This is a genomic window from Solibacillus sp. iso_87 (assembly GCF_056173085.1).
Map to the genome: position 1 here is coordinate 817,712 of NZ_CM149656.1, position 17,494 is coordinate 835,205.

Consider the following 17,494-nt stretch of genomic DNA (forward strand, 5'->3'; position numbering starts at 1 on the left):
AGTGGAAGGGTGGCGACTCCTGGGGGAATAGCGTGACGCCTGAGACTAGGAACAAAAGCTAAGAACGCCACGTCCTGTGGCAACGCTTTTGTGACCAACATCGTGTTGGCCTCACGCCCCCGGAAAGCGTCCACCCTGGAACGGAGACCAACGGGTGACGAAGGACGATTACTTGACGCTTCACTACGGAGGAAACTATATGATGGAATTAGCAGATGTGCGCAATGCACTCGAAAATACAGCTACAAAACTAGCGGACTTCAGGGGGTCTCTTTGACTTAGAAAACAAAGAGGCTCGTATCCAGGAACTAGATGAACTTATGCTTGAACCGGAATTCTGGAATGACCAGAATGGTGCACAGGCAATTATTAACGAAAGCAACGGTATTAAAGCAGTTGTCAACGAATACAAAGAATTAGTCGATACACAGGAAAACCTAGAAATGACGTTGGAGTTATTACGCGAAGAACCAGACGCAGAATTGCAGGAGGAACTAGGTAAAGAACTAGTCGAATTCCAGTCAAAAATGGAAGAGTTCGAACTGCAAATGCTGTTATCAGAACCATACGATAAAAACAATGCCATTCTGGAACTGCATCCAGGTGCAGGCGGTACAGAGTCGCAGGACTGGGGCTCGATGCTATTACGTATGTATACACGCTGGGCAGAGAAGCGCGGTTTTAAAGTTACGACAATCGACTATTTGCCTGGTGATGAAGCCGGCATTAAATCGGTGACACTTCAAATTTCTGGCCATAATGCGTACGGCTATTTGAAAGCGGAAAAAGGCGTACACCGTCTAGTACGTATTTCACCGTTCGATTCTTCAGGCCGCCGCCATACATCGTTCGTATCATGTGATGTGATGCCGGAGTTCAATGACGAGATCGAAATCGATGTGCGAACAGAAGATTTGAAAGTCGATACGTACCGTGCAACTGGTGCCGGTGGTCAGCATATTAACACGACCGACTCTGCTGTACGTATTACCCATCTTCCAACAGGTGTCGTTGTACAATGTCAGTCTGAACGTTCGCAAATTAAAAACCGTGATGCAGCAATGAAAATGCTGAAGTCTAAGCTGTATCAGCTGGAAATTGAAAAGCAGCAAGCACAGCTGGATGAAATTCGTGGAGAGCAGAAGGAAATCGGCTGGGGCTCACAAATTCGTTCATATGTGTTCCATCCATATTCTATGGTAAAAGATCACCGTACAAGTGCAGAAACAGGGAATGTAGGCGCTGTAATGGACGGCGATCTTGATATATTCATTACTGCCTATTTACGATCTAAAATTTCATATTAATATTATAAGCCATTCGGAACAATTTTTTAGTTGTTCCGAATGGCTTCGTTTTTTTTTTTAGGAAATTTTTAATATCGCATTGTGGATCGTCTTTAAATAGACCATAAGTAGAACCCGCTGTTTTTATTAGCCAATGCGGGTTCTAAAGTAGAAACTTCTTTGCCAAAAGTAGAACCTTTCCCATGAAATGTAGAACCTTTCATGCATAAAGTAGAACTCTTCGCATCAAAAGTAGAACCCGCTGCTTCTATTAGCCACTGCAGCTTCGAAATTAGCCCCTTTTTATCAGTGTGCCACTATTTTCCTAATCTGTTTCATCTAGTTGTTCGAGACGTAGATCAAACAAGTTTTTAGGACGCCCTTTTCCTGATGGGGTCGCTAAGGTTTCGATAATTACTGCATAGGAATATTCGGTCAATTTTTTCAATAGCCGGTTCGCTGTGCGTGTTGAAACCGATAAATGTACACTGACTTCTTCTGCTGTGAATGTATTTTTATCATAAGTCCGCATCATATCATATAGTTTTTCGAGCTGGAAAACTGAAATATTTGTTTCTTTGGCGATTTCTTCAAGGAAACTATGTGCCTGTTCCACAATAGTGGATACATTCGTGCCATCGAGTGGTCCGAGTAGTTTATCTTCTTTATTGATGCGATAGCTTTCTGTAAATGGTTTTTGGCAATAGCTTGACGCTTTTTCCGCCTGTGCTTGGGCAATGGCCAATGTTTTGCCGATACCCCAGCCGATTTTTACTTTAAATGGGACATGTTCATGTAAGAAGGAGGCCAATGAGCATTTTGTTTCATCATTCGTAATGCGTATGTAATCCGAAAAGTTCGTAATAATTTCATTGTGTAGTGATGAGCGATAAATAAGTAGTGAATAACCGAACGTGCGGTTAAAATCCAGAATGGCTTTATAGAGCGCTACTTGGCGGTATTCATTTTCCAAAAAATCATTTTCAACGAAATTAAATTGTAAATGCCCGCATACAACCTGACTTTTTGTTAAGCTATGCACTTCCACTTCTTTTAATAGTTTTTGTACGGCCGCTTCCATGCTTTTTAATGAAGGCGTCACTAAAATTGGGATGACATCATTATGTGAGAAATACGTATATAAATTTGTTAAACGTGTAAAGCAATATTTGATTTTCCCTTTTTCCAGCAATTCCAAGTGTCTTTTCGCTACGAGTTCATAGGCGTTCGGTTCACCAAAAACCTGAATGGATGTGCTTAAAGTGTAAGGGAAATCTTCTTCAGGCAACCATTCTTTCAGGCTTAAATAATTGTTTTCCTCGTATAAAAAGTCGATCAGCGCGTCTCTAAAACGAAAGCCTGGGTTTTCATATTGTACCTTTGTCAGAGTAAAATATAAATCTCGCTCTGTTATGTCAATAAACTGCGAGGGCATTGTTGCAAATTCTGCAGGGCAATATTTTTTGATATGTAAATAAGGAATTTGTCCGCTAAATAACACAGCCGTATATTTTGTATAATTTTCTCTGAAAACCTCGGTTAAATGGAGCAAATCTTCATAAAACACGATATCATATTCCACATTTTCGATTTGTAGCTGGTGGATGTTTTGTAGCCAGCTGTAAGAATAGTTTGTTGAAAAAACACAGATCTTCAACGCAAATCCTCCTTTTCTCTAAAAAAAATATTGTCATATTTATCAGTTTATTATAATCTTTTATTTAAGGACAGTGAAATAATTTGTCTTTAAATAAGGGGGCGAACTAATGGAGCAAGTAAAAACGACTAACAATGGGGCATTTAATAAATTTTTAAATGTGATTGAGCGGGCGGGTAATAAGTTACCACATCCTTTCATGCTATTCTTTTATTTAACACTAGTTTTAATCGCAGTATCGTTCGTGCTGGGTACGATGCAAGCAGCTGTTATGCATCCTACTACAGGGGAAGAAGTTGTTGTAAAAAGTCTGCTTTCTAAAGAAGGTATACGATACATATTAACTAATACTTTAACAAACTTTACCGGCTTTGCGCCATTAGGTTTAGTATTAGCGATGATGCTCGGAATCGGGCTTTCTGAAAAAGTCGGGCTGTTTTCTGCTGTGATGACAAAAGCGATTTCAAAGACACCGAAACGCATCGTATCATTTATGGTTGTGTTTATCGGTATTTTAGGAAATATTGCATCTGATGCAGCGTTTGTAGTTATTCCACCATTAGCGGCACTTGTGTTTTTAGCTTTAGGTCGCCATCCGTTAGCTGGTTTAGCGGCAGGTCTTGCAGGGGCGGGGATTGGTTTTACTGCCAACATTCTGGTTGCAGGAACAGATGCATTGCTTTCGGGTATTACTACGGAAGTTGTTAAAGGGCTTGACGATACACTTATTGTGACACCATTGGATAACTGGTTTTTCATGATTGCATCTACATTTTTATTAGCATTTTTAGGTGCGATTATTACAGATAAAATTGTTGAGCCGCGTCTTGGCACATATAAAGGTGATCAAATCGCAAAAAGCACGGATATTTCGGAGCTTGAAGGAAAAGGGTTGCGTAATGCAGGAATTGCGGCGCTATTATACATTGCATTTATCGTTGGATTAATACTCATGCCAAACTCGGCGCTATTGAACGATGACGGAACGATTTTACGTTCACCGTTTTTATCTGGGATTATACCAATCATTTTAGGGTTCTTTATTGTTGTTGGGATTACATTCGGTGTGACAACGAAAAAAATCCAGAAAGCTGCCGATGTACCGAATATTATGGCAGAAGCGATTAAAGATTTATCGAGCTATATCGTTTTGATTTTCATGATTGGTCAGTTTATCGGGTACTTTAACTGGTCTAACATTGCGACATGGATGGCTGTACATTTAGCGGACTTCCTGGCAGCAATCAATTTAACGAACATTTTTGCGATTATTCTGTTCGTGCTGTTAGTAGCTGTCTTAAGTTTATTTATTATTAGTGGTTCGGCTTTATGGTCGTTGGTTGCACCGATTTTCGTGCCGACGTTTCTAGTGCTGGGGTACCATCCGGCATTCATTCAGTTAGCGTATCGTATTGGGGAATCTTCGACGAACATGGTCACACCCTTAAACACTTACTTTGCGATCATTTTAGGATTTATGCAGGTGTATAATAAAAAGGCTGGAATTGGAACACTGATGTCATTAATGATTCCGTATACTATCATTTTCTTGATTTTCTGGATTTTGCTAATGATAATTTTCGTAATTTTCAATATACCGATTGGGCCGGGTATTTATTACAAATTATAAATGGAATGAGGGAAACAGATGATTGACATATCAAATTCATATTTACAAAGACTGATAGGCTGGCGTAGAGAGTTCCACCAATATCCGGAACCAGGGTGGCTGGAATTTAATACGACGAGCAACATTGCGGACTTGCTGCAAGAATGGGGATACGAACTGTATGTCGGTAAAGAGCTGAATGTGTCGGAACGGATGGGATTACCGAGCGAGGCGATGATCGAACGATTTTATGATGCAGCCAAAAATGCCGGTGCAAATGAAAAATGGCTGTCGAAAATGGAAGGCGGCTATACAGGTGTATTAGCAGTTCTGGAAACAGGCAAGCCTGGTCCGACCGTATGTTTCCGTGTCGACATTGATGCACTTCCTATTTTCGAATCAACGGAAGCAGATCATGTACCGAATAATTTAGCGTTTCGATCGCAAAATGACGGGTTCATGCATGCATGCGGCCATGATAGCCATATTGCGATTGGCTTAGGATTAGCGGAACAAATTATGCAGCATCGCGACCTGTTCAGCGGTACGATTAAAATTATTTTCCAGCCTGCTGAAGAAGGGGTGCGCGGGGCGGCTTCTATCGTTCAATCACCTTTGTTTGATAACATCGATTATTTCTTTGCGCTTCATATTGGAACAGGGGTAGAAGCCGGAAAGTTTATTGCAGGTTCGGCAGGATTTTTGGCTACATCAAAGTTTGATGCGACAATTACAGGCGTAGCAGCACATGCGGGAGGTGTTCCAGAAGAAGGAAGAAATGCATTGTTGGCAGCTGCCCAGGCAACAGTCGCGTTGCATAGTTTGCCGCCGCATAGCAAGGGAAGTCACCGAATCAATGTCGGCACATTGCATGCAGGTCTTGGCCGAAATGTTATTCCGTCAACGGCGCAGATGGAGCTGGAAGTGCGCGGCGAAACGACAGAGGTTAATGCGTTTTATGAAAATGCGGTCAAGCAGATTTTTGCTGGGATCGAAACAATGTATGGTGTTCGTGTCGCATTGAAAAAAGTAGGAGAAGCGATGAGCGTTCCTTCAAGTAAAGCGCTTAGTGCGATTTTAGCTGATGTGGCCAATGATCTACACATTCCGTATGAGCAATACAGCGACTTTAATTCAGGTTCTGAAGATGCCACATTTTTTATGGATCGCATTCAAAAAAATGGCGGTTTGGCAACCTATTCGATTATCGGTACAGATCTTGCGGCAGGGCATCACCACGAAAAATTTGATATTCGCGAAGAAGACATGCTTCCAGCGATAAAAATATGGCTCAATACATTATTAAAACTGTAATAGGAGATGACAAGATGAACAGTACCGTCCGGGAAAACAGAATTGAACAATTAGTTATGCAATACGAGCAGCAGATTATTGCACTGTCAAATTCGATTTGGGATATTGCGGAAACACGTTTTCAGGAGCAGAAGTCGGTAGAACTATTAACTGCATTTTTACGCCAGCACGGGTTCCAAGTGACAGAAAACATTGCAAACATGGATACGGCATTTGTTGCTACATATGGAACAGCTGGCCCTGTTATCGGAATTTTGGGGGAATTTGATGCGCTCCCGGGATTAAGCCAAATGTCGCAGAGTGCGACGCGTCAGGCGGTTATTGATGGCGGGAACGGACATGGCTGCGGACACAATTTATTAGGAACAGCAGGCATTGCGGCAGCACTTGCATTAAAAGATTTAATTGAGCGCGGTGAATTACAAGGGCAAATTCGCTATTACGGCTGTCCTGCTGAAGAAGGCGGCTCCGGGAAAACTTTCATGGTGCGTGAAGGTGTATTTAACGATGTTGATATTGCACTTACATGGCATCCGAATTCATTTGCAAGTATTTTCAGCTTCTCGTCGCTTGCAAACTATCAAGTATATTTTGAGTTTGAAGGCGTGGCCAGCCATGCTGCAAATGCGCCTGAATTAGGACGCAGTGCGCTTGACGCAGTAGAACTGATGAATGTTGGAGTAAACTACTTGCGTGAGCATGTTCCGTCAAATGTTCGCATGCATTATGCCGTAACAAATACGGGGGGCCTTTCGCCAAATGTCGTCCAGGCAAATGCGGAAGTGCTTTATTTAATCCGCGGAAAAGATATTCAGCAAGTGGATGACATTTATAAGCGCATTGTAAAAATTGCGGAGGGTGCGGCTTTAATGACTGAAACTAAATTAACAGTGAAGTTTGACAAAGCATGCTCGAATTATATTCCGAACGATCTATTGAACCGTCTCCTATTTAAAAACTTGCAGCAAGCAGGATTGCCGGCATACAACGGTTCTGAAATGGACTATGCGAAAGAAATGGTTGGTACGCTTACGCCGGATGAAATCGCAGCAGCCAAAAATGAAGTAACGACATTGGCCGGATCTCAATCTTTTGATTTAGAACAAGCATATGTAGATGGTGTATTTTTAAATGAAATTGTACCGTATGAAGTATCCAGCTATACAATGGCGGGTTCGACTGATGTAGCAGATGTAAGCTGGGTTGTACCGACAGGGCAATTTTTTGCTCCTTGCTTCGTATTCGGCACACCACTGCATACGTGGCAGCTTGTATCGCAAGGCAAAACGTCGCTTGCACATAAAGGGCTTTTATATGCAGCAAAAGTGCTGGCTTTAACAGCGGTGGATTTACTTGAAAATCCTGCGTTAATTGAAGAGGCGAAACGCGAGCTCTTGGCGGAAACGAAAGGTGCATACGTCAATCCGATTCCGGCGGGTATTCGTCCGAATGCTCATCAGAAATAAGATAAGTTATAAGTATTTTGTAACTGAAAATAGCCGTGCCCTAGTATTGAAAAGCTAAGGCGCGGCTTTTTTTAGTGAAATTTAAGCTAAGTAATAATTTTCCTCTTGTAAGATTGTAAAAAATATGTGAAAATACATATACGAACAAATGTTCTTGTCAATTGGAGGTATTCGTATGCTGCAAATTCCTTCTAAAACGATTCCGTATTATGAGGCAGGGATTTATTTGCCGTTGCTGTTAATTATTCTTGGAAAGGATTACTCAATAGTGGAGCAAAGTCCGTTCAAATTTAAAAATCCCTATTTGCAATTAATCGATGCTGTACGTATCAAAATAGAGCATGATTTAAAAGAAACGAAGGACTATTTTAAACTTCATCAGATGCGCTTAGTGAGAGGCAAGACGGATGATTTGTTTACCGAGTATCATTTTTACTTTGGAGGAATCATGGAGTGCAGAAGATATTCGAATATTCGCCTTCGTAATCAAAGTGAGTTACTTCTTGCTGAATATTTTAAAAAAAGCTGATGCTCTTATAAGATGGCATTGCGCTGTAAAAGCAGATATTTATAGTACATCGCAGCGCGTACATATTGCTGGTTGAATGATTTCATATTAATATCCAAACTAATCTCAGTATTATCCACAAAAGTTACGAGCGTCTTATCACCATCTTCACTAATATTAATAATAGAATTCAAGGATAACCAAATATTTTGAGGTGAAAACGGCGAAAATAGCGGGAATAAAATGCATGGATCCCCGAAATCATAGGCAACCATTATCGGCAATTTATGTTTATTTTCTCCGAAAAATCGTCTCGCCTGATATTTGCTGGCATCATAGGAACTTCCATGCAGACGACATGTATCGCGAATAATTTTTAGAGGTTTATACGGAGATGTAGATGGGCCGTACTTGTCCAAAATGGCAGTGTGAATTTTACCTCGATGCTGATAGGACCTTAAACAGAAGGTAGAGTTAGAAATAATGTAATTGGATTTTTGTGTTAAATTACTAATCATTTTGTATCCCCTATCTTTCCTACTTTTTTAATCGCTTAAATTTTCACTATACATCTAAACTACTGCATAAATTGCTAAAAATCAACATTATATTTAGAAAATTCTGTTATATGATAATTTTTCAGAATATATTGCAAATTAAATGACTTTTAATTTATAATGGTTAAAAGAGGTCGAGGTGATATCGATGGATAAATATTATTCGTATACAGACTTTTTAAAAGCGGTTAGTCAGCAGTCCACTGAACATCATGCAGAGAAGCTATTGAATGAAATTTATTTAGATTTATTTATTAGTCGGTTGCAGCGGATGCAACGTATTGAACAATTAAAGTTACTTATCGATACATCGTTAGATCAAAAGAACGAACAAGCATTTCACAGCTATACTACAGAGTTAAAAGAGTTATTGGAAACAGTTTCTTAAAGGCCATCCTATTCCAGGTGGCTTTTTTTTATGGGCAAGCAGCAGGTTTCTATTTTTTTTCTAATAAGTGATAGAAAGTTTCTAATAAAATAGTTCTAATAAATTGGTTAGTTTCTAATGAAAAGGATAATTCTTCTAGTAAGTGCTAGAGATTTTCGAATAGCCGGTACCAATCTTCAAATAAGTCACCGAACTTTTCTAATATCCGTCACCAAAATTCTATTAAATCCAGCTCACCTAAAAAAACACAAAACAACACTAAATTCGAATGTACGTTCGCAATTTTATCGTAAATTAAAAACGGGTATGTTAAAATAGAAGATAATATACGCGACAGAAAGGACAATCTGAATATGACAGAAACTTTTACAATCCAGTCCGCCTATCAGCCTGCCGGGGATCAGCCGGAAGCGATTAAACAGCTCATACAAGGGGTTAAAGAAGGCAAGCGTCACCAGACTTTACTTGGGGCGACAGGTACGGGTAAAACATTTACGATTTCCAATGTGATTAAAGAAGTGAATAAGCCGACGCTCGTGATGGCACACAATAAAACACTGGCCGGCCAATTATATAGTGAGTTTAAAGAATTTTTCCCGGACAATGCGGTTGAGTATTTCGTCAGCTATTATGACTATTTCCAGCCGGAAGCGTATGTACCGCAAACCGATACGTACATTGAAAAGGATTCAAGTATTAATGAAGAAATTGATAAATTGCGTCACTCGGCAACGACTGCGTTATTTGAACGGAAAGACGTCATTATTATCGCGTCCGTATCATGTATTTACGGTCTCGGTAATCCGGAAGAATATCGTGAAATGGTCGTTTCCATTCGTACAGGGATGGAAATAGAGCGCAATCAGCTATTGCGGAAACTAGTCGACATTCAATATGAACGTAATGATATTAACTTTACACGGGGTACGTTCCGTGTGCGCGGGGATGTTGTCGAAATTTTCCCGGCATCACGCGATGAACACTGTATCCGTATCGAGTTTTTCGGAGATGAAGTAGATCGGATCCGTGAAGTCGATGCACTGACAGGTGAAATTTTAGGGGACCGTCAGCACGTAGCGATTTTCCCGGCATCCCACTTCGTAACCCGCGAAGAGAAGATGAAAGTTGCCATTGAAAATATCGAAAAAGAGCTGGAGGAGCGCCTTGCCGTCTTACGTTCGGAAGACCGATTACTGGAAGCACAGCGTTTGGAGCAACGGACAAACTATGATTTGGAAATGATGAAGGAAATGGGCTTTTGCTCAGGTATCGAAAACTATTCGCGCCATCTAACATTGCGTGAAGCAGGGGCGACACCGTATACATTACTCGATTATTTCCCAGAAGATTTTTTGCTTGTTGTTGATGAAAGCCATGTTACATTACCGCAAGTACGTGGTATGTATAATGGAGACCAGGCTCGTAAAGGGGTACTGGTCGAACATGGTTTCCGTCTGCCGTCCGCACTGGATAACCGCCCGCTCATGTTTGACGAGTTTCAGTCTAAAGTAAGCCAGGCGATTTATGTGTCGGCAACTCCGGGCCCATATGAATTGGAGCATACACCGGACATGGTGGAGCAGATTATTCGTCCGACAGGGCTGCTTGATCCGACAATTGATATCCGTCCGATTGAAGGGCAGATTGATGATCTGATCGATGAAATCCATGAGCGTATCCGTCGTAATGAACGGACACTCGTCACAACATTAACGAAGAAAATGTCCGAAGATTTATCAAGCTATTTAAAAGAAATGGGCTTGAAAGTCGAATACTTACACTCGGAAATCAAAACACTGGAACGAATCGAAATTATCCGGGAGCTTCGCAAAGGGACATATGATGTGCTGATCGGCATTAACTTATTAAGGGAAGGTCTTGATATTCCTGAAGTATCACTTGTCGCGATTTTGGATGCGGACAAGGAAGGGTTCCTACGTTCGGAACGTTCACTCATTCAAACAATTGGACGTGCTGCGCGTAACTCGAACGGTCATGTCATTATGTATGCCGATAATATGACGGATTCAATGACAAAGGCGATCGGTGAAACGAAGCGCCGTCGTGAAATTCAAATGGCGTACAATGAAGAACATGGTATTACACCGAAAACAATTATTAAAAAGATTCCTGATATTATTCGCGCAACACAAGCTGCGGAAGAGGAAGAAACATATATTACAAAAGTGACAGGCGGCAAAAAGCTGACAAAAAAAGAGCTGGAGAAGCTTGTTGCGACATTGCAAGTTGAAATGAAAGAAGCCGCAAAAGCGCTGGACTTTGAACGCGCGGCTGAATTACGTGACATGATATTTGAATTGAAATCAGAAGGGTGAACAATGTGAAAAATACAGAAATTGTCGTACAAGGTGCACGAGCGCATAATTTAAAAAATATTGATGTCACAATTCCTCGCGATAAAATTGTCGTTGTGACAGGGCTTTCAGGTTCCGGTAAATCTTCATTGGCATTCGATACGATTTATGCGGAGGGGCAGCGTCGTTATGTTGAATCATTGTCTGCATATGCAAGACAATTTTTAGGTCAGATGGACAAGCCGGATGTCGATACAATTGAAGGGCTGTCACCGGCCATTTCGATTGACCAAAAGACGACGAGCCGTAACCCGCGCTCGACTGTCGGAACAGTAACGGAAATTTACGATTATTTGCGACTGCTTTTTGCGCGTATCGGAAAACCTTACTGCCCGACACATGGGATTGAAATTACATCACAGACGGTTGAACAAATGGTCGACCGCCTAATGGATTATCCGGATCGCACGAAAATGCAGCTGCTTGCTCCTGTTATTGAAGGGAAAAAAGGAACGCATGTAAAACTGCTTGAAGACTTGAAAAAACAAGGCTTTGTGCGTATCCGTGTAAACGGGGAACTGCGTGATCTCGATGACAATATCGAGCTGGATAAAAATAAAAAACACACGATTGAAGTAGTCGTAGACCGTGTTGTCGTAAAAGAGGGCAATGAAACGCGATTAAGTGATTCCCTCGAAGCAGCGCTTAGAATTGCGGATGGCCGAGTTCTAGTAGATGTTATCGATCATGAGGAGCTATTATTCAGTGAGCATCATGCATGTCCGCTTTGTGGCTTTTCGATTGGTGAACTTGAACCGCGCATGTTTTCATTCAACAGTCCATTTGGGGCTTGCCCTACATGTGACGGGTTGGGAAGTAAGGCAAAGGCCGATATTGACTTAGTCATTCACAACTGGGATTTAACGTTGCTTGAAAGTGCGATTGCACCATGGGAATCCGTATCATCCAACTATTACCCGCAGCTATTGGCATCGGTATGCAAGCACTACAATATTCCAATGGATGTGCCGGTGAAAGATATTCCCAAGGAAAAAATGGACAAAATTTTATACGGTTCAGGAAAAGAGAAAATTCTATTCGAATATACGAATGATTATGGCAGTATGCATAAGAAAAATATCGAATTTGAAGGCGTCATCGCGAATATCGAGCGCCGCTTTACAGATTCCTCATCGGATTATGTACGAGAATCGATGCAAAAATACATGACTGAACAGCCTTGTGCTACTTGTAAAGGGCATCGACTGAAAAAGGAAACCCTGGCAGTAAAAATTAAAGACCAGAACATTTCGGAAGCGACACGCCACTCCATTCAGGAAATGTATGAGTTCTTTAGTTCAGTAGAATTAACGGAAAAAGAACGCCAGATTGCGAATTTAATTATTCGTGAAGTTATTGAACGACTGAAGTTCTTATTGGACGTAGGTTTAAATTACTTAACACTTGCACGGTCTGCTGGAACATTATCCGGCGGGGAAGCACAGCGTATTCGACTGGCAACACAGATCGGTTCCCGCTTAACAGGTGTCCTTTATATTTTGGACGAGCCGTCAATCGGGCTGCATCAGCGTGATAATGACCGGTTAATTAATACACTTGTAAATATGCGTGACCTCGGTAATACATTAATTATTGTAGAGCATGATGAAGATACAATGATGGCAGCGGATCATTTAATCGATATCGGACCAGGTGCTGGTGTACACGGCGGTCAAGTTATCGCGCAAGGGACACCAAAGCAAGTAATGAAAAACAATGAGTCGATTACCGGCCAATATTTAAGTGGAAAGAAATTTATTCCGCTTCCGCTTGAACGCCGTAAATCAGATGGCCGGAAAATAAAAATTAAAGGCGCTTCTGAAAATAACTTGAAAAATGTCAGTGTCGATATTCCATTAGGTCAGTTCATCGCCGTTACAGGTGTGTCAGGTTCCGGTAAATCGACACTGATAAATGAGATCTTATATAAGTCACTTGCATCAAAATTGAACCGCGCAAAAGTGAAGCCAGGCAAGCATAAAACAATAGAAGGTTTAGAACAGCTGGAGAAAGTAATCGATGTGGACCAATCGCCAATCGGCCGTACTCCGCGTTCAAACCCGGCAACGTATATTGGCGTATTCGATGATATTCGTGATGTTTTTGCAATGACGAATGAAGCGAAAGTGCGTGGCTATAAAAAAGGGCGTTTTTCGTTCAACGTAAAAGGCGGACGTTGTGAAGCTTGCCGCGGGGATGGCATTATTAAAATCGAAATGCATTTCTTGCCGGATGTTTATGTGCCGTGTGAAGTTTGTCACGGGAAGCGATATAACCGTGAAACACTGGAAGTAAAATATAAAGATAAAAATATTTCGGATATTTTGGAGATGACGGTAGAAGATGCGTTGGAGTTTTTCGGGAACTTGCCAAAAATCCAGCGTAAACTGCAAACGATTGTCGATGTCGGTCTTGGCTATGTGAAGCTTGGTCAGCCGGCGACAACATTATCTGGCGGTGAAGCACAACGTGTAAAATTGGCGTCGGAATTGCATCGTCGTTCAACCGGCAAATCATTTTATATTTTGGATGAGCCAACGACCGGTTTGCATGCAGATGATATTTCCCGTTTATTGATTGTACTGCAGCGCTTAGTTGAGAACGGGGAGACCGTGCTTGTTATTGAGCATAATCTCGATGTTATCAAAACTGCCGACCATATTATTGATTTAGGTCCTGAAGGCGGCGAAGGTGGGGGTACAATTTTAGCGACAGGTACTCCGGAGAAAATAGCCGAAGTGGAAGAAAGCTATACTGGACGTTACTTAAAACCGATTCTGGAACGTGACCGTGAACGTATGGAATCAAGAATTAAAGAAGCGCAAAATAAATAGATTGAAAAACTAAGAGCGCAAACGAAACTTTTCGTCCTCCCTCCTCGTATAATAACTATATACGAAGCAGAGGGAGGAATTTTTTTATGCAAGAAGAACGTAAACGCATTTTGAAATTAGTTGAAAGCGGTACAATTACGGCAGAAGAGGCGATTGTATTACTGGAAAAATTGTCGTCGGAAAAGGAATCCACTCCATCACAAGCAGCACCAGTCGAACAACCGGTTTTTGAAGAAAAGTTTGAGGAAGCGCCGCATAAGGCAGAACCAATTTATGAAGAGCAAAAAGAAAAACGCAAAACAACAGGATTTGAAGATATTTTCGGCAAGTCATTTAACGATAAAGAATTCAATAAAAAAATGGACGAGTTTATGGGTGATATTAAGCAGGATTTATCGCAATTTAGCACACGCATGACAGGATTAGTCGGTGCGGCTTTATCAAAGTTTAAAGAGCTTGATATTGATACACCGTTCGGAGAAAAAGTGGAATTCACTAAAACGTATGCTTACCCTGTAGCTGATGTTAAAGGGGTAGAGCTGGAAATCGCCAATGGTAAAGTCGATATCGTACGTGCTACGGATGATTTAGTTACTGTAAATGTGACAGGGAAAACACCGTTAAAAGGTACTGAAGAAGAAACGATTGCACAGGCAACGGAAAACATGTCGAAGCTGACAAATGAAAAATTGTTTATCCAGTCAACAAATAAATTTGCGCAAGTGAAAGTACAAGTAGCTATTCCAGAAAAACATTATGATGTAGTCATTGCAAAATTATTAACAGGTAGCGTTTCAATCGAACACGTTGATGCAAAGCTGGTAAAAGCACGTACACATAACGGCGTAATCCGTCTGGAAAATGCAACATTTGATCATGCAGAACTGCAAACGAGCAATGGTGCAGTAGAAGCCCGACATATTAAAGGGAAAGATTTGGAAATCGGCACAGCGAATGGACGTATTTACGTTGATGGCGAATTAAATGAAGTCGAAGCTGAATCGATGAATGGACATGTTGTCATTACAACAACGAGTGCGGAAGCGCATAAAATCAAGGCACGTGCACTAGCAGGTTCAGTGGAAATTTATGTTCCGAAAACAGTCGCACTGGACGGCCAGGTTTACTCAAACTTCGGAAAAGCAGATATCGGTTTAAGTGATGTCCTTGTTACAGAAGAAGAGGAGCAATTCCTATCAAAATCAGTCCGTTTCACAAAAGAACTGGAAGGTGCGAAACTCCTGAAATTAGTAGGGGAATCTCGTACAGGTACAGTGTTGGTACGTTATACACTGCAATAGGCCGTAGTGTTTTAGATACAATTTACCAGGGTTCGGTAAACGCGAAGCCACATCAAACTACTTTATAAAATATCAGGCAGCCATCTTCTCACAAAGAATTTGGATGCCTTTTATTTTGTTTTCCGCCAAATCTCCAATTAAAAGTCACAAACTGCCTCATTCCACCATGGAAAAATAATCTTTCTAAAAAACCCCCTAAAAATAACATAATAACCCAAATGCTGAGAAGGGTTTTCAATGAAAACGTCGAATAATTAAAAATAGTGTAGAGTATTTTATTATATTAAGAACATTTCATACTTTAACAAATACATTACGAAAACCAAAAAATAAGTGTATTTCCATGAAAATTCTGCGACAATTGAATTTTTGTAATGTTGTCATGGCGGTGCAGAGAGCTTGAAAATGAGGCGGGGCTTACATTGAAAAGAAAATGTAATAAAATTTGAGCCTGAAGATGCTATAATGGGTAAGACTAAAATTTAAAATACTAGATATTGAGCTTAGGTGGTTTCGTGAATGATTGAAATGAATAATGTAGTGAAGAAGTATCCTAATGGGGTCGTCGCCGCAAACGGGATTACGGTTCATATAAAAAAGGGTGAATTTGTTTATATAGTTGGCCCGAGTGGAGCAGGTAAATCGACATTCATTAAGTTGATGTACCGTGAAGAAAAACCGACTTCCGGCGATGTCATCATTAATGGCATTAATTTGAGAACGCTAAAAAATAATCGCGTACCTCATTTACGCCGTCATCTTGGTGTTGTCTTCCAAGACTTTAAATTATTGCCGCGCTTAACTGTATATGAAAATGTAGCGTTCGCGATGGAAGTAATTGAAGAACAGCCAAGTGTCATCCGTAAACGGGTAATGGAAGTACTCGAACTGGTGGGATTAAAGCATAAAGTGCGAATGCTGCCGAATGAGCTGTCAGGTGGAGAACAGCAACGTGTCGCAATTGCCCGCTCGATTGTGAACCGTCCGAAAGTAATGATTGCGGACGAGCCTACAGGAAATTTAGACCCGGAAACTTCGTGGGAAATTATGAATATTTTTGAGGAAATCAATCGCCAGGGTACAACGATTTTAATGGCAACACATAACCGTGAAATTGTAAATACTGTGCGTAAAAGAGTTATTGCCATTGAAGGCGGAATGATCGTCCGTGATGAGTACGGAGGTGACTACGGCTATGAAAACTAGAACAATTGCCCGTCATTTCCGTGAGAGTTTTAAATCATTAGGCCGTAACAGCTGGATGACACTCGCTTCAATCAGTGCTGTAACGGTCACATTATTATTGGTCGGTGTATTTGCTGCGATTATGATGAATTTAAACAAAGTTGCTTCCGATTTGGAAAACGATGTTGAAATTCGTGTCATGATCGATATTATTCCAGAAGCGGAAGAAGCAAAACTGGCGGAAGAACAGCTTCTTGACGAGATTCATAATATGCCGGATGTCGAGGAAGTTACATATTCTTCAAAAGAACAAGAATTAAGTAAGTTAATCAAAGATTTTGGTGATGAATTAAGTTTATTCGAACAGAATAACCCGTTATACAATGTGCTGTACGTTAAAGCTGTCGATCCTTTGAAAACAGCTGATGTCGCAAAGCAGATTGATAGCTTAGACAATACTTTTGAAGTAAAATATGGCGAGGGTAAAGTAGAAAAACTATTTAACTTCTTAGAAATCGCTCGTAATGTTGGACTCGTATTAATTTTAGGACTGCTGTTTACAGCGATGTTCTTAATCTCTAATACAATTCGCATTACGATTATTGCACGTAAAGATGAAATAGAAATTATGAAGCTTGTAGGGGCTACAAATTCTTTCGTCCGCATTCCATTTGTATTGGAAGGAATGTGGCTTGGTTTGATTGGATCTATTATTCCAGTCGCAGCCGTTACAATTGCTTATTACAATATTTATGATTTATTGGCACCTCGATTAAAAGGGGAATTGTTCCAATTGTTAGAAGTAACGCCACTTATGTACCAGGTGAACGCATTAATTATTTTCATCGGGATGTTCATCGGTATATGGGGAAGTTTCATGTCAGTTCGTAAGTTTTTAAAAGTATAACTTCTTTCAGCGACTGTCACACATTGCCAAGGCAAAATTGACAATGACGAAAATAGTGGGAAGTGGCTCGTTTTTGAGACAAAAAGAGCCACTATTACCCATGCATT

The 17,494-nt window shown here is 40.8% G+C and carries 13 protein-coding genes; 11 read left to right on the top strand and 2 right to left on the bottom strand.

Going from position 1 to position 17,494, the window contains the following annotated elements:
- The first annotated feature begins 202 nt into the window (after positions 1 to 202).
- Positions 203 to 1,307 (top strand): peptide chain release factor 2 gene (gene prfB, locus AC0VXV_RS04015; protein WP_475531397.1). Its coding sequence is split into 2 segments (ribosomal slippage): positions 203 to 274 and positions 276 to 1,307, totalling 1,104 coding nucleotides; the frame shifts between segments, so codons are not numbered across the junction.
- A gap of 304 nt (positions 1,308 to 1,611) precedes the next feature.
- On the opposite strand, the gene AC0VXV_RS04020 is transcribed toward prfB, so the two are convergent.
- Positions 1,612 to 2,943: a hypothetical protein gene (locus tag AC0VXV_RS04020; RefSeq protein ID WP_475530454.1), complete on the bottom strand. Its 1,332-nt coding sequence runs from the start codon at positions 2,941 to 2,943 to the stop codon at positions 1,612 to 1,614.
- A 109-nt stretch (positions 2,944 to 3,052) separates the two neighbouring features.
- Here AC0VXV_RS04020 and AC0VXV_RS04025 point away from each other — a divergent pair, with 109 nt between their 5' ends.
- From AC0VXV_RS04025 to AC0VXV_RS04040, 4 genes are all read left to right on the top strand, one after another.
- Positions 3,053 to 4,573: an AbgT family transporter gene (locus AC0VXV_RS04025; RefSeq protein WP_475530455.1), complete on the top strand. Its 1,521-nt coding sequence runs from the start codon at positions 3,053 to 3,055 to the stop codon at positions 4,571 to 4,573.
- An 18-nt stretch (positions 4,574 to 4,591) separates the two neighbouring features.
- Positions 4,592 to 5,866: an amidohydrolase gene (locus AC0VXV_RS04030; RefSeq protein WP_475530456.1), complete on the top strand. Its 1,275-nt coding sequence runs from the start codon at positions 4,592 to 4,594 to the stop codon at positions 5,864 to 5,866.
- 14 nt (positions 5,867 to 5,880) lie between these two features.
- Positions 5,881 to 7,332: a M20 family metallopeptidase gene (locus tag AC0VXV_RS04035; protein ID WP_475530457.1), complete on the top strand. Its 1,452-nt coding sequence runs from the start codon at positions 5,881 to 5,883 to the stop codon at positions 7,330 to 7,332.
- 175 nt (positions 7,333 to 7,507) lie between these two features.
- Positions 7,508 to 7,861 (top strand): YhjD family protein, encoded by a 354-nt coding sequence (locus tag AC0VXV_RS04040; protein WP_339175283.1) that lies wholly within the window; start codon positions 7,508 to 7,510, stop codon positions 7,859 to 7,861.
- A 5-nt stretch (positions 7,862 to 7,866) separates the two neighbouring features.
- Here AC0VXV_RS04040 and AC0VXV_RS04045 read toward each other — a convergent pair whose 3' ends face one another.
- On the bottom strand, positions 7,867 to 8,358 hold the full coding sequence (locus AC0VXV_RS04045) for a competence protein ComK (RefSeq protein ID WP_475530458.1): 492 nt from the start codon (positions 8,356 to 8,358) through the stop codon (positions 7,867 to 7,869).
- 187 nt (positions 8,359 to 8,545) lie between these two features.
- Between AC0VXV_RS04045 and AC0VXV_RS04050 the strand changes: the two genes are divergently transcribed.
- From AC0VXV_RS04050 to ftsX, 6 genes are all read left to right on the top strand, one after another.
- Positions 8,546 to 8,785 carry an IDEAL domain-containing protein gene (locus tag AC0VXV_RS04050; RefSeq protein ID WP_079524745.1) on the top strand — a complete coding sequence of 80 codons (240 nt, stop codon included), beginning with the start codon at positions 8,546 to 8,548 and terminating at the stop codon, positions 8,783 to 8,785.
- 353 nt (positions 8,786 to 9,138) lie between these two features.
- The gene (gene uvrB / locus AC0VXV_RS04055; protein WP_475530459.1) at positions 9,139 to 11,121 is read left to right on the top strand and encodes an excinuclease ABC subunit UvrB; all 1,983 of its coding nucleotides are present in this window, start codon (positions 9,139 to 9,141) and stop codon (positions 11,119 to 11,121) included.
- 5 nt (positions 11,122 to 11,126) lie between these two features.
- Positions 11,127 to 13,994: an excinuclease ABC subunit UvrA gene (uvrA, locus tag AC0VXV_RS04060; RefSeq protein ID WP_475530460.1), complete on the top strand. Its 2,868-nt coding sequence runs from the start codon at positions 11,127 to 11,129 to the stop codon at positions 13,992 to 13,994.
- Positions 13,995 to 14,080: 86 nt separating this feature from the next.
- Positions 14,081 to 15,295 (top strand): DUF4097 family beta strand repeat-containing protein, encoded by a 1,215-nt coding sequence (locus AC0VXV_RS04065; protein ID WP_475530461.1) that lies wholly within the window; start codon positions 14,081 to 14,083, stop codon positions 15,293 to 15,295.
- A 519-nt stretch (positions 15,296 to 15,814) separates the two neighbouring features.
- Entirely contained in the window at positions 15,815 to 16,501 is a 687-nt protein-coding gene (ftsE, locus tag AC0VXV_RS04070; protein ID WP_008403596.1) for a cell division ATP-binding protein FtsE, read from the top strand.
- Entirely contained in the window at positions 16,491 to 17,387 is an 897-nt protein-coding gene (gene ftsX / locus AC0VXV_RS04075) for a permease-like cell division protein FtsX (RefSeq protein ID WP_339175290.1), read from the top strand. Before ftsE ends, ftsX begins: the two co-directional genes overlap by 11 nt.
- Positions 17,388 to 17,494 lie beyond the last annotated feature (107 nt).